Origin of the sequence: Streptomyces longisporus (assembly GCF_039532765.1) — a bacterium.
Taxonomy (GTDB): domain Bacteria; phylum Actinomycetota; class Actinomycetes; order Streptomycetales; family Streptomycetaceae; genus Streptomyces; species Streptomyces longisporus.
Window position 1 is genome coordinate 280,042 of record NZ_BAAASG010000016.1, and the last position, 11,966, is coordinate 292,007.

Genomic DNA, 11,966 nt, shown 5'->3' on the forward strand with positions numbered 1-11,966 from the left:
CCCTGGATGATGGGCCGCGACAAGGGAGGACCTCGCGATGCCGCCGCTCAGGACGCTACTGGCCGCGCCCGTGTCGCTGGTGCTCCTCACCCTGTCCCCGGCACCCTCCTCGGCCCCCGCGGCACCGGCCGCGGACACGCTCCTGCCCCTGCTGGTCACACAGGGCGGAGCCCCCGCCGCGGCCCTCCTCTCCGACGAGGACTCCGGCACCCGCTACGCGCGGGCCGGCCGCGGCATCGCCCGCGCCGACCACTTCCGCGCCGGCAGCATCACGAAGACCTTCATCGCGACGGTCGTCCTGCAACTCGCGGCGGAACACCGGCTTTCCCTGTCCGACACCGTCGAGCAGCATCTGCCCGGCCTGGTGCACGGGGCCGGCAACGACGGCCGCACGATGACCCTGCGCGCCCTGCTCACCCACACCAGCGGCCTGAACGACTTCACCGCGGAGACTGCAGGCCTCGTTCCCCTCTCCCCTCGTCAGGCCGTACGCATCGCCCTCACCCACCCCCCGGCCGACCCCGGCCGCTACTCCTACTCCAACACCAACTATGTGGTGCTCGGCATGGTCATCCAGCAGGTCACCGGCCACTCGTACGCCACCGAGGCCGAGCGCCGCATCATCGCTCCGCTGGGTCTGACGGGCACCTCCTTCCCCGGCTCCCGCACCTCTCTGCCCTCCCCGCACGGCCGCGCCTACGCCACCGACGGAACCGACGTCACCGAACTCGACCCGCGGGTGGCCGGAGCCGCGGGCGAGCTGGTGACCACGCTCGCCGACCTGGACCGCTTCTACGCGGCACTGCTGGGCGGTGAACTGCTGCCCCCGCGCCGGCTGCGCGAGATGCGCGACACCCGCACCGCACACGGCCTGTACGGCATGGGCCTGTTTCCCGCGAAGCTGCCGTGCGGCATCACGGTGTGGGGGCACAACGGACGCATCACCGGCAGCTACGTGCGCACCGCAGCCACCGCCGACGGCCGGCATGTCCTCACCTTCCGCGTGAACACGACGACGATCGCAGATCCCGGCCTCGAACCGGCCCTGCTCGCCGCCGAGTTCTGCCCTCGCACTCCGTAGAACGGCCGGGTTCCGAACGAAGATCCCGGATCCCGCCACTCGTTCGAGTGATATCCCGGTGCCTGGATGCCCGGCCTCCTACAGCGGCACGATGTCCGGCGCCCCCAACCGCGCCGCGTCCGCCGTCAGGTCGTCCGGCTGCCGCTGCGACTCCCGCTCGGCCTCCACCCGCTTCTCGTAGTGCTCGATCTCGCGCTCGATCTGGTCCTTGTCCCAGCCGAGCACCGGCGCCATGAGCTCGGCCGCCTCCCGCGCGCTGCGCGTCCCCCGGTCGAAGGTCTCGATGGAGATGCGGGTGCGCCGGGTCAGTACGTCGTCCAGGTGCCGGGCACCCTCGTGCGAGGCGGCGTACACCACCTCGGCGCGCAGATAGTCGTCGGCGGCCTGCAGCGGCTCCCCGAGCGAGGCGTCGGCGACGACGAGGTCGAGGACCTCCTCCGCCATCGATCCGTAGCGGTTCAACAGATGCTCCACGCGCACCACATGAAGACCCGTCCGCGCCGCGATCCGCGCCCGCGCGTTCCACAGCGCCCGGTAGCCCTCGGCGCCCAGCAGCGGCACGTCCTCCGTCACGCACTCGGCGACCCGCAGGTCGAGGCCGTGGACCGCCTCGTCCACCGCGTCCTTGGCCATCACCCGGTAGGTCGTGTACTTGCCGCCCGCGACCACGACGAGGCCGGGCACGGGATGGGCGACCGTGTGCTCGCGCGACAGCTTGCTGGTGGCCTCCGACTCGCCGGCCAGCAGCGGGCGCAGCCCCGCGTACACGCCCTGCACGTCGTCCCTGGTCAACGGCACCGCGAGGACCGAGTTCACATGCTCCAGCAGATAGTCGATGTCCGCACTGGAGGCGGCCGGGTGTGCCTTGTCGAGGTCCCAGTCGGTGTCCGTGGTGCCGACGATCCAGTGCCGGCCCCAGGGGATGACGAACAGCACGGACTTCTCGGTGCGCAGGATCAGCCCGGACGAGGAGCTGATGCGGTCCTTCGGTACGACCAGGTGGATGCCCTTGGACGCCCGGACGTGGAACTGACCTCGCTCGCCGACCATGCCCTGGGTGTCGTCGGTCCACACCCCGGTCGCGTTGACGATCTGCTTGGCGCGGACCTCGTACTCGCCGCCCGCCTCGACGTCCTGCACACGCGCGCCGACGACGCGCTCGCCCTCCCGCAGGAAACCCGTCACACGCGCGCGGTTGGCGACCTTCGCGCCGTACGCCGCCGCCGTGCGCACCAGGGTGGCCACATAACGCGCGTCGTCCATCTGGGCGTCGTAGTACTGCAGTGCCCCGACCAGCGCGTCCTTCTTCAAGGCCGGTGCCACGCGCAGGGCGTGGCGGCGGGTCAGATGACGGTGCGTGGGCAGGCCGCGGCCGTGTCCGCGGGCCATCGACATCGCGTCGTAGAGCGCAACACCCGAACCGGCGTACAGGCGCTCCCAGCCCTTGTGCTGCAGTGGGTACAGGAACGGCACCGGCTTCACCAGATGCGGGGCCAGCCGCTCCAGCAGCAGGCCGCGCTCCTTCAGTGCCTCCCGCACGAGCGCGAAGTCGAGCATCTCCAGATAGCGCAAGCCGCCGTGGATCAGCTTGCTGGACCTGCTGGATGTGCCCGACGCCCAGTCACGCGCCTCGACCAGGCCGGTGGACAGTCCGCGCGTCACGGCGTCCAGGGCGGTGCCCGCACCGACCACGCCGCCGCCCACCACCAGTACGTCCAGCTCGCGCTCGGCCATTCCCGCCAGTGCCTCGGCTCGCTGCGCCGGCCCCAGTGTCGCTGTCCTCACCGCTGCCTCCCGCTATCGGTAGCGTCGGCCGCACCCGTCGGGCGAAGCCCGGTTCTCATCCCCCCATGCCCAAATTCTGACCGGCTTGCCCGGCTTCAGCCACCAGTCACCCCCAGCCTGTGGACAACATTCCCGAGACCTGCGGAAAACACGGACAACCAATCCCGCAAATCGGTCATATTTACTCCTAGTGTGACATTGCACTTCGCCTGTCCTGTCCACAGGACTTGCGCACCTGCCCCGCTTCGGTTACTGGGAGGACGGCCCACCCCATGCCCGCAGATCTCGCCGTCATCGGACTCGGCCCGTTCGGCCTGCCCCTGGCCCAGGCAGCCGTAGCGGCCGGCATCCCCACACTCGGCTATCGGACCGGGCCCGAGCAGGGCTCCCTCAGCCCCGCCGAACTGCGCCGGATGCTCTCGGGGGGCTTCCGGCACGCCACCAGCCCGGCCGAGCTCGGCCGGGTACGCACCGCGGTCATCTGCGCGCCGACCCCGCGCGGCGCCGACGGCAAGCTCGACCTCGGCCAGGTGGAGGCGGCCGCCCGTGCCCTGGCCGCGCGGCTGCGCCCGCACACCACGGTCATCCTGGAGTCACCGGTCCCCCCGGGTACCACCGAGGAGTTCCTGTGCCCCCTCCTGGAGGAGGGCTCCGGGCTGCAGGCGGGCCGCGACTTCCACCTCGCCTACTCCCCCAGCCGGGTCGATCCCGGCAACCGCGCCTTCACCCCGGCCAACATCCCCAAGGTGATCGGCGGTCTCACCTCCGCCTGCACCGAGTCCGCCGCCGCGTTCTACGGCCGCCTCACCGACAAGGTGGTACGCGCGCGTGGACTGCGCGAGGCGGAGACCGTGCAGCTCCTTGAGACCAACTTCCGGCACGTCAACATCGCGCTCGTCAACGAGATGGCCGTCCTCTGCAACCACCTCGGCGTGGACGTCTGGGACGTCATCCGCTGCGCGGAGACCAAGCCGTTCGGCTTCGAGGCCTTCCGCCCCGGCCCCGGCGTCGGCGGCCACGCCGTCCCCCAGGACCTGACCGGCGCCCCGGGCCGCCTGCGCATGGTCGAACTGGCCCAGCAGGTCAACAGCCAGATGCCCCGTTACGTCGTCCAGCGCGCCGCGGCCCTCCTCAACGAGCACGGCAAGTCGGCGCGCGGCGCACGCGTGCTGCTCCTCGGCGTCACCTACAAGCCGGACCTCGCCGACCAACAGGGCACCCCTGCCCCGGAGATCGCCGTCCGCCTCATGGAACTGGGCGCCTCGATCAGCTACCACGACCCGCACGTCCCGTCCTGGAGCGTCCAGGACCGCCCGGTCCCACGCGCGGACGCCCTCTACGAGGCCGCGGCCGAGGCCGATCTGACGATCCTGCTCCAGCAGCACCGGACATACGACCTCCAAGGCCTGTCGGTGAAGGCGCAGTTGCTGCTGGACACGCGGGGAGCCGTTCCGACGGGGGCTGCCCACCGCCTCTGACCGCATATTTCGCTGGCCGCACTGTCACCCTCGGCTGTTACTCTCCCTTTACTCGTCGCACATACGTGCGCACAGTTTCTTCGCTTCACCATCCGCTTGTTCCATCCCGTGGGGGGATTTCTGTCATGAGCCAGTCAGCTCCAACTCCGCCGCCGCAGCCCCAGCAGGCCGACGACACCCCGGAGGCCCAGCAGCCGGACGCGGTGCCGCAGCCTCCGGCGCCGGGCGTTCCGTACGCGCCCGTTCCCGCGCCCGCTCCCGTGAAGAACAACATCGGGCTCGGTCTGGCGGCCGCGTTCGTTGCCGCCCTGGTCGTCGCCGGTGTCTACGGCGCGATCATCGGCATGACGAAGCACGAGATCGGCTGGGCGGCGGTCGGCGTCGGCTTCCTCATCGGTCTCGCCGCGGGCCGGCTCGGCGGCCGCAACCCGGTCCTGCCGGTCGCGAGCGCGGTCCTGTCGCTGGCCGCCGTCTACGTCGGCCAGCTGGTGGGCGAGGCCATGCTCATCGCGGACGAGGTGAAGGTCGGCTTCAACGAGGTCTTCTTCCAGCACCTCAGCGTGGTCCAGGAGGCCTGGAAGGCGGACGCCGACCCGCTGACGTTCGTGTTCTTCGCGATCGCCGCGTACGTCGCGTTCACCGGTGCCAAGAAGGCGGCGATCTGACGCTGCCGGTGCGGGGCAGGGCGGCGCGTCGGTTGTGAAGGGGGGCGCGCGGGTGCGGATGGCTCCGGGGCTGGTGGCATGCGGGGCGCGGCGCCGGTACCGTACCTAGCAGGTGGGGCCCACCGCAGAGGGCAATGCAGTACTGTGCGGGCTCCTGGATGGTTTACGGGTGTCCGCCCCTGGTCTTCGTGGGGGCGGCCGCTCACCACCGAAAAGGTGGAGCCCACCGCAGCGGGAACTGCGGCAGGCTCCTGACTGGTTTACGGGTGTCCGCCCCTACTCCCTATGGGGGCGGCCGCTCACCGGCCAAAAATCCGCAATACCCACCTCCTCCGGCATTGCACCATCCGAAGACGGATCCGGTCCCAGCGAGTGGGTTTGCGGTGACGGCCCATGGGCACGCCCCCTTCCATGAGGCCGCCCATTACCCGGTGGACGGTTCACTGGAGTTCCGGGCCGGGCCCCGGGCACCGGGTCCGGCTACGTGCTCCTTGGAAGGGGGCGTCCCAGAGAGCGGGGCGCCGATCAAGGACACTACCGCCCCACTACGCCCGTTCGGCCCACATTCGCCCCGAACGCAACCACGCGCCCCCACCCCTCAACACGCGCCCCCACCAGCCCACTTGGGCACGCAAAAAGGCCGGTCACCCGCGCGGGATGACCGGCCCTTCAAGCGCCGCCGTAAGCCCTACCGCTTGTGCTGCGAGTCCGCCACCGTCACCTCGACCCGCTGGAACTCCTTCAGCTCGCTGTACCCGGTCGTGGCCATCGCCCGCCGCAGCGCACCGAAGAGGTTCATCGAGCCGTCAGGAGTGTGCGACGGGCCGGTCAGGACCTCCTCGATGGTGCCGACCGTGCCGAGGTCGACCTTCTTGCCGCGCGGAAGCTCCTCGTTGACGGCCTCCATGCCCCAGTGGTGGCCGCGACCGGGCCCGTCGGTGGCACGGGCCAGCGGGGAGCCCATCATCACGGCGTCCGCGCCGCAGGCGATCGCCTTCGGCAGGTCGCCGGACCAGCCGACGCCGCCGTCGGCGATCACGTGCACGTACCGGCCGCCGGACTCGTCCATGTAGTCACGACGGGCCGCCGCCACATCCGCGACCGCGGTCGCCATCGGGACCTGGATGCCCAGCACGTTGCGCGTGGTGTGCGCCGCGCCGCCGCCGAAGCCGACCAGCACGCCCGCCGCGCCCGTGCGCATCAGGTGCAGGGCCGCCGTGTAGGTGGCGCAGCCGCCGACGATCACCGGGACGTCGAGCTCGTAGATGAACTGCTTCAGGTTCAGCGGCTCGTGCGAGCCGGAGACGTGCTCCGCGGAGACCGTCGTACCGCGGATGACGAAGATGTCCACGCCCGCGTCCACGACGGCCTTGGAGAACTGCGCCGTGCGCTGCGGGGAGAGCGCGGCGGCGGTGACCACGCCGGAGTCGCGCACCTCCTTCAGGCGCGCGCCGATCAGCTCCTCCTTGATGGGGGCGGCGTAGATCTCCTGGAGCCGGCGCGTGGCCCGGTCGTCGTCGAGGCCGACGATCTCGTCGAGCAGCGGCTGCGGGTCCTCGTACCTCGTCCACAGGCCCTCGAGGTTCAGCACGCCGAGGCCGCCGAGCTCGCCGATGCGGATCGCGGTGGCCGGGGAGACCACGGAGTCCATGGGGGCGGCCAGGAACGGCAGCTCGAAGCGGTAGGCGTCGATCTGCCAGGCGATCGAGACCTCCTTCGGGTCCCGCGTACGGCGGCTGGGGACGACGGCGATGTCGTCGAAGGCGTACGCCCGGCGGCCGCGCTTGCCGCGCCCGATCTCGATCTCAGTCACGTCTGTGGCCTTTCCCTGATGCGTTTCAGCGTCTTCCAGTATCGCCGACGGGTACGACAAGGGCGGCCCCGGTGCTTCCGGGACCGCCCTCGAACGAGCCTGCTGACTGCTCGGGTGACTACTTGCGGCTGTAGTTCGGCGCCTCGACCGTCATCTGGATGTCGTGCGGGTGGCTCTCCTTGAGGCCCGCGGAGGTGATCCGCACGAAGCGGCCCTTGGACTCCATCTCCTCGATGGTGGCCGCGCCCACATAGCCCATGGTCTGGCGCAGACCGCCGACGAGCTGGTGCAGGACGCTGGACAGCGGGCCGCGGTAGGGCACCTGGCCCTCGATGCCCTCGGGCACGAGCTTGTCGTCCGAGGAGACCTCGCCCTGGAAGTAGCGGTCCTTCGAGTACGACTTCGCCTGGCCGCGGGACTGCATGGCGCCGAGCGAGCCCATGCCGCGGTACGACTTGAACTGCTTGCCGTTGATGAACTGCAGCTCGCCGGGCGACTCCTCGCAGCCCGCGAGCAGCGAACCGAGCATCACCGTGTCGGCGCCGGCCGCGAGGGCCTTGCCGATGTCGCCGGAGTACTGCAGGCCGCCGTCGCCGATCAGCGGGATGCCCGCCGGGCGGGCCGCGAGGGAGGCCTCGTAGATGGCGGTGACCTGCGGGACGCCGATGCCGGCGACGACACGGGTCGTACAGATGGAGCCGGGGCCCACGCCCACCTTGATGCCGTCGACACCGGCGTCGATGAGAGCCTGCGCGCCGTCGCGGGTGGCGACGTTGCCGCCGATCACGTCGACGGAGACGCTCGACTTGATCTTCGACATCCAGCTCAGGGCGTTGCTGTTGTGGCCGTGCGAGGTGTCGACGACCAGGAAGTCCACACCGGCCTCGGCGAGCGCCTGGGCGCGCTCCAGGGCCTCGGGGCTGGCGCCGACGGCGGCACCGACGAGCAGGCGGCCCTCGGCGTCCTTGGCGGCGTTCGGGTACTTCTCGGCCTTGACGAAGTCCTTGACGGTGATGAGGCCCTTGAGGACACCGGTCTCGTCGACCAGCGGAAGCTTCTCGATCTTGTGGCGGCGCAGCAGCTCCATGGCGTCCACACCGGAGATGCCGACCTTGCCGGTGACCAGCGGCATCGGCGTCATGACCTCGCGCACCTGGCGGCTGCGGTCGGACTCGAAGGCCATGTCGCGGTTGGTGACGATGCCGAGCAGCTTGCCGGCCGGGTCGGTGACGGGGACACCGCTGATGCGGAACTTGGCACACAGGGCGTCCGCGTCGGCGAGCGTCGCCTCCGGGTGCACCGTGATCGGGTCGGTGACCATGCCGGACTCGGACCGCTTGACCAGGTCGACCTGGTTGACCTGGTCCTCCACGGACAGGTTGCGGTGCAGCACGCCGACACCGCCGAGGCGGGCCATCGCGATCGCCATGCGGGACTCGGTCACCTTGTCCATCGCCGCGGAGAGCAGCGGGATGTTGACCCGGACGTTGCGGGAGATGCGGGACGAGGTGTCGACCGCGTTGGGGAGCACCTCGGATGCGCCCGGCAGCAGCAGCACGTCGTCGTAGGTCAGCCCGAGTGTCGCGAATTTACCGGGCACTCCGTCGACGTTTGCAGTCATGACACCTTCCCCAAATGGCCTTGATCGGTGCGGATGTCCATGCTAACGGGAAGCACGGCTCTCGAATTCCACGGTTCCGCAGGACCCTGGGCTTCGTATGTTCGTACGGAATCGTCGAGAGCCCTGTTCAAGGAAGGCGCTTACGGCAGTGCGGTTACTGCTCCGCGAGTGCCCTGAGCCGGCTCAGTGCCCGGTGCTGTGCGACCCGCACCGCCCCGGGTGACATTCCCAACATCTGTCCGGTCTCCTCGGCCGTGAGGCCCACCGCGATCCGCAGCAGGAGCAGCTCGCGCTGGTTCTCCGGCAGGTTGGCCAGCAGTTTCTTGGCCCATTCGGCGTCGCTGCTGAGCAGCGCCCGCTCCTCCGGGCCCAGCGAGTCGTCCGGCCGCTCCGGCATCTCGTCGGACGGGACCGCCGTCGACCCCGGGTGCCGCATCGCCGCCCGCTGCAGGTCCGCGACCTTGTGCGCGGCGATGGCGAAGACGAACGCCTCGAAGGGGCGGCCGGTGTCCTTGTAGCGCGGCAGCGCGAGCAGGACGGCGACGCAGACCTCCTGTGCGAGGTCCTCCACGAAGTGCCGGGCATCACCCGGCAGACGGGACAGACGGGTGCGGCAGTAGCGCAGCGCCAGGGGGTGGACATGGGCCAGCAGGTCGTGTGTGGCCTGCTCGTCCCCGTCCACGGCGCGGTGGACGAGTGCACCGATCGCCCCTGCGGCACTCGCCGCCTCGTCGTCGCGCATCGGTCCATGGTGCCTTGCGGCCGGGCGGGCCGTGGCACCGTGTCCGATGTTGTGCACCGAAGCGTTATGAGCAGGTGCGCCGGAACTCATCCCTTGCGCCCTCCCCTTCCGCTCGACCGACTCGTCCCCGAGAGACTCCACACCTCAAGGATGCGGCATCCGCGCCGAAACGAGCATCGGGTGCCCGGCGGGGCCTTTTGACAAGCGGCTCCGAGGGGGTGCGGGCGCTTTTTCCCGCGCCCCACGGCAGCGGCCGGCGTCGAGGCCGGTGCGTGCTCACGGCATGCCGGACGAAGGCCCTCGCAGCAGAGCTGCCAGGGCCTTTGACCGGTGCACCGAAGCACGCGTGCCGGGCGGTGTGGGGGCGTGCCCGAAATTCCTCGGGGTCGCCCGGTCCCACCCACCGTGCGGTGGGCGGGGGTTCCCGGACCCCCGCTGCAACCCACCCGACCGGCCTAGCGGACCAGGCCCCAGCGGAAGCCGAGCGCCACGGCGTGCGCCCGGTCCGAGGCGCCGAGCTTCTTGAAGAGCCGCCGGGCATGCGTCTTCACGGTGTCCTCGGAGAGGAACAGCTCGCGGCCGATCTCCGCGTTGGAGCGGCCGTGGCTCATGCCCTCCAGTACCTGGATCTCACGCGCGGTGAGCGTGGGCGCTGCGCCCATCTCGGCGGAGCGCAGCCGGCGCGGAGCCAGCCGCCAGGTCGGGTCGGCGAGGGCCTGGGTGACGGTCGCGCGCAGCTCCGCGCGCGAGGCGTCCTTGTGCAGATAGCCCCGGGCACCCGCGGCGACCGCGAGGGCCACGCCGTCCAGGTCCTCGGCGACGGTGAGCATGATGATGCGCGCGCCGGGGTCGGCGGACAGCAGCCGGCGGACGGTCTCGACGCCGCCCAGTCCGGGCATGCGTACGTCCATCAGAATCAGGTCCGAACGGTCGGCGCCCCAGCGGCGGAGGACTTCCTCGCCGTTGGCCGCGGTCGTCACGCGCTCGACGCCGGGCACGGTCGCGACCGCGCGGCGGAGCGCCTCTCGGGCAAGCGGGGAGTCGTCGCAGACGAGGACGGATGTCATGGCCGCCCTCCGCAGCTGATGCACGTCACCTTGAGCCTCCAGGCTGGTACGAAATCGTCACCTGTGCGGTCGACCGTCTCGGACGCCTGCCCGAGCACTTGTTGCTTCAACCGCCTCCGCACTCTCAACGATGGTCACTCGAAAGAGTTACGGGGCCGTGTGCCATCTTCGGCACTCTACGTGAGGGCACGGACACGGTGCAGACATGCAGGGCGGACCCTCAACGTTTCATCACAACCCATGCCCCATTTAGCCCTTTTTCTTCCCATCTACTGGTGTCTGAGGCTAGATTCGCAATGAGTCATATTTTCATTTCCTTAGATCGTAGATATACGGTCGTGGGCACCGTATCCGCTCAGAACGGCTACAAGGGGTCACGCAATGGCAGATTTCTCCCGCCTTCCCGGACCGAACGCGGACCTGTGGGACTGGCAGCTTCTGGCCGCCTGTCGCGGGGTGGACAGCTCGCTCTTCTTTCATCCGGAGGGTGAGCGCGGTGCGGCCCGGAGCGCTCGCGAGAACTCGGCCAAGGAGGTCTGTATGAGGTGCCCGGTGCGCGCGCAGTGCGCGGCGCACGCGCTGGCGGTGAGAGAGCCGTACGGCGTGTGGGGCGGCCTGACCGAGGACGAGCGCGAAGAGCTGATGGGGCGGGCACGGAACCGGCTGGTGGCGGCGGCGACCGCCGGGGACGGCGTCTCGAACAATTGAAGGAACGTTTCTGCGTTCCCGGGTCCCTGAGCTCCCGGAACCCGAGCTCCCCATGAGAAGGGCACGCGCGCGTGCCCTTCTTTCACTGCCGGGCGGCTGCGCGCGCCAGTTGCTCCAGGGTCGCCGCGACCGCGGGCACCTGGGCCAGGTCGGGCAGCGTCAGCGCCACGATCTCCCGCCGCACCGCCGGCTCCAGCGTCAGCACGCGCGCGTGCCGCGGCCGTACCGACTCGATGGCGAGCTGCGGCAGCACGGCGACGCCCAGGCCCGCGCCGACCAGGCCGACGACGGCCGGATAGTCGTCGGTGGCGAAGTCGATGCGCGGCGTGAACCCCGCGCTCTCGCACACCTCGACCAACTGCCCGCGGCAGCGCGGGCACCCGGCGATCCACGGCTCGTGCGCGAGGTCCCCGATGGACACGGACGGGGCCTCGGCGAGCCGGTGCCGCTCGGGCACGAGCCCGACGAGGCGGTCGCTCAGCAGCGGCCGTACGACGAGGTCGTCCCACTCCTCCGCGCCCGTCGCGCGCTCGTAGCGGAAGGCCAGCGCCACGTCGCAGTCGCCCTCGCGCAGCAGTTCGACGGAGGCGGGCGGTTCGGCCTCCTCCAGGGAGACCCGGGTGCCGGGGTGCGCGGCGCGCAGGGCCGCGAGGGCGGTGGGCACGAGCGTCGAGCTGCCGCTCGGGAACGAGACGAGCCGTACGCGTCCGGCGCGCAGTCCCGCGATGGCGGCGACCTCCTCCTCCGCCGCCGTGAGCCCGGCCAGGATCCCCGAGGCGTGCCGCACCAGCGCCTCACCGGCCTGGGTCAGCCGCATCTCGCGCCCGCCGCGGACGAGCAGCGGCGTGCCGACCGACGCCTCCAGGGCCTTCATCTGCTGGCTGACGGCGGGCTGCGTACAGCCCAGTTCGCGACCCGCGGCCGAGAAGGAGCCGGTGGTGGCGACGGCACGCAGGACGCGCAGATGACGGGCTTCGATCACGGTTCGAGGATAAGGGAGACTTGG

10 protein-coding genes are annotated in these 11,966 nt (G+C 70.7%); 4 read left to right on the forward strand and 6 right to left on the reverse strand.

Going from position 1 to position 11,966, the window contains the following annotated elements:
* Positions 1-37: 37 nt before the first annotated feature.
* Entirely contained in the window at positions 38-1,081 is a 1,044-nt protein-coding gene (locus ABD355_RS33270; RefSeq protein ID WP_344404614.1) for a serine hydrolase domain-containing protein, read from the forward strand.
* A gap of 78 nt (positions 1,082-1,159) precedes the next feature.
* Here ABD355_RS33270 and ABD355_RS33275 read toward each other — a convergent pair whose 3' ends face one another.
* The gene (locus tag ABD355_RS33275) at positions 1,160-2,866 is read right to left on the reverse strand and encodes a glycerol-3-phosphate dehydrogenase/oxidase (protein ID WP_344404615.1); all 1,707 of its coding nucleotides are present in this window, start codon (positions 2,864-2,866) and stop codon (positions 1,160-1,162) included.
* 272 nt (positions 2,867-3,138) lie between these two features.
* Between ABD355_RS33275 and ABD355_RS33280 the strand changes: the two genes are divergently transcribed.
* Both ABD355_RS33280 and ABD355_RS33285 read left to right on the forward strand, forming a co-directional pair.
* Positions 3,139-4,344 carry a nucleotide sugar dehydrogenase gene (locus ABD355_RS33280; protein ID WP_344404617.1) on the forward strand — a complete coding sequence of 402 codons (1,206 nt, stop codon included), beginning with the start codon at positions 3,139-3,141 and terminating at the stop codon, positions 4,342-4,344.
* 125 nt (positions 4,345-4,469) lie between these two features.
* Positions 4,470-5,009, forward strand: a complete 540-nt coding sequence (locus tag ABD355_RS33285; protein ID WP_344404619.1) for a hypothetical protein — start codon at positions 4,470-4,472, stop codon at positions 5,007-5,009.
* A gap of 688 nt (positions 5,010-5,697) precedes the next feature.
* On the opposite strand, the gene ABD355_RS33290 is transcribed toward ABD355_RS33285, so the two are convergent.
* The 4 genes from ABD355_RS33290 to ABD355_RS33305 all read right to left on the reverse strand — a co-directional run bounded on the left by ABD355_RS33290 (position 5,698) and on the right by ABD355_RS33305 (position 10,252).
* Positions 5,698-6,822, reverse strand: coding sequence for a GuaB3 family IMP dehydrogenase-related protein (locus tag ABD355_RS33290; protein WP_344404621.1), 1,125 nt, complete (start codon positions 6,820-6,822; stop codon positions 5,698-5,700).
* Positions 6,823-6,940: 118 nt separating this feature from the next.
* Complete coding sequence (gene guaB / locus ABD355_RS33295; protein WP_344404622.1) at positions 6,941-8,443, reverse strand: IMP dehydrogenase; 1,503 nt, start codon at positions 8,441-8,443, stop codon at positions 6,941-6,943.
* Positions 8,444-8,597: 154 nt separating this feature from the next.
* Entirely contained in the window at positions 8,598-9,185 is a 588-nt protein-coding gene (locus ABD355_RS33300; protein ID WP_030930346.1) for a sigma-70 family RNA polymerase sigma factor, read from the reverse strand.
* Between the two features lie 455 nt (positions 9,186-9,640).
* A complete protein-coding gene (locus tag ABD355_RS33305) occupies positions 9,641-10,252 on the reverse strand; it encodes a response regulator transcription factor (protein WP_003948568.1) in 612 nt (203 codons plus the stop codon).
* A gap of 381 nt (positions 10,253-10,633) precedes the next feature.
* Here ABD355_RS33305 and ABD355_RS33310 point away from each other — a divergent pair, with 381 nt between their 5' ends.
* Entirely contained in the window at positions 10,634-10,960 is a 327-nt protein-coding gene (locus ABD355_RS33310; RefSeq protein ID WP_115906403.1) for a WhiB family transcriptional regulator, read from the forward strand.
* Between the two features lie 82 nt (positions 10,961-11,042).
* Here ABD355_RS33310 and ABD355_RS33315 read toward each other — a convergent pair whose 3' ends face one another.
* The gene (locus ABD355_RS33315; protein WP_344404623.1) at positions 11,043-11,942 is read right to left on the reverse strand and encodes a LysR family transcriptional regulator; all 900 of its coding nucleotides are present in this window, start codon (positions 11,940-11,942) and stop codon (positions 11,043-11,045) included.
* Positions 11,943-11,966: the final 24 nt, after the last annotated feature.

Bases quoted from the DNA above. Each gene is read 5' to 3' on its own strand.
- ABD355_RS33270 (WP_344404614.1), top strand. From the start codon at position 38: ATGCCGCCGCTCAGGACGCTACTGGCCGCGCCCGTGTCGCTGGTGCTC.
- ABD355_RS33280 (WP_344404617.1), top strand. From the start codon at position 3,139: ATGCCCGCAGATCTCGCCGTCATCGGACTCGGCCCGTTCGGCCTGCCC.
- ABD355_RS33285 (WP_344404619.1), top strand. From the start codon at position 4,470: ATGAGCCAGTCAGCTCCAACTCCGCCGCCGCAGCCCCAGCAGGCCGAC.
- guaB (WP_344404622.1), bottom strand. From the start codon at position 8,443: ATGACTGCAAACGTCGACGGAGTGCCCGGTAAATTCGCGACACTCGGG.
- ABD355_RS33300 (WP_030930346.1), bottom strand. From the start codon at position 9,185: ATGCGCGACGACGAGGCGGCGAGTGCCGCAGGGGCGATCGGTGCACTC.
- ABD355_RS33305 (WP_003948568.1), bottom strand. From the start codon at position 10,252: ATGACATCCGTCCTCGTCTGCGACGACTCCCCGCTTGCCCGAGAGGCG.
- ABD355_RS33310 (WP_115906403.1), top strand. From the start codon at position 10,634: ATGGCAGATTTCTCCCGCCTTCCCGGACCGAACGCGGACCTGTGGGAC.